The following is a 404-nucleotide window of genomic DNA, read 5'->3' as shown; positions in this document are numbered from 1 at the left end:
ACCTGGGCGATCTTGGCTTCGCCCGGCTGCGCGCCGGCGACTGGGCCCGGGCGCAGGAACCGCTGGCCAAGGCGGCCGAGCTGTCGCCCGGCAGCGCCAAGGCCAACGCCAATCTGGCGGTGTGGGCCCTGCTGCGCGGCCAGAACGAGATGGCAGAGACGATCATGCGCAACGCGCGCTTGACCGACAGCGCCCAGGCTGAAGTGCGCCGGCTGGCGGAACAGCTGCGCCAGCAGGCCACGCCTGCACTGTCGGTGCAGCGCGCCCCGGCCAGCGTCGCCGCAGCGGCCCCGGCGCCCGCACCCACCGCCCGCCGCGCGACCCCACCGTCAACCCGCCGGGTGGCCGCCGATACCGATCGCCGCACCAGCAGCGATGCGCGCCTGGCGCCATCGATGCTGGAG

At 75.2% G+C, this 404-nt stretch carries 1 pseudogene; it reads left to right on the top strand.

Annotated features, from left to right (window positions below):
- A pseudogene (locus tag ACLFKU_RS44290) lies at positions 1 to 404 on the top strand (hypothetical protein); the annotation flags it as partial.

Origin of the sequence: Paraburkholderia sp. EG304, from assembly GCF_046543485.1 — a bacterium.
Taxonomy (GTDB): domain Bacteria; phylum Pseudomonadota; class Gammaproteobacteria; order Burkholderiales; family Burkholderiaceae; genus Paraburkholderia; species Paraburkholderia youngii.
The sequence above is the reverse complement of the archived record's forward strand: the minus strand, read 5'-3'. Positions and strand labels throughout refer to the sequence as shown.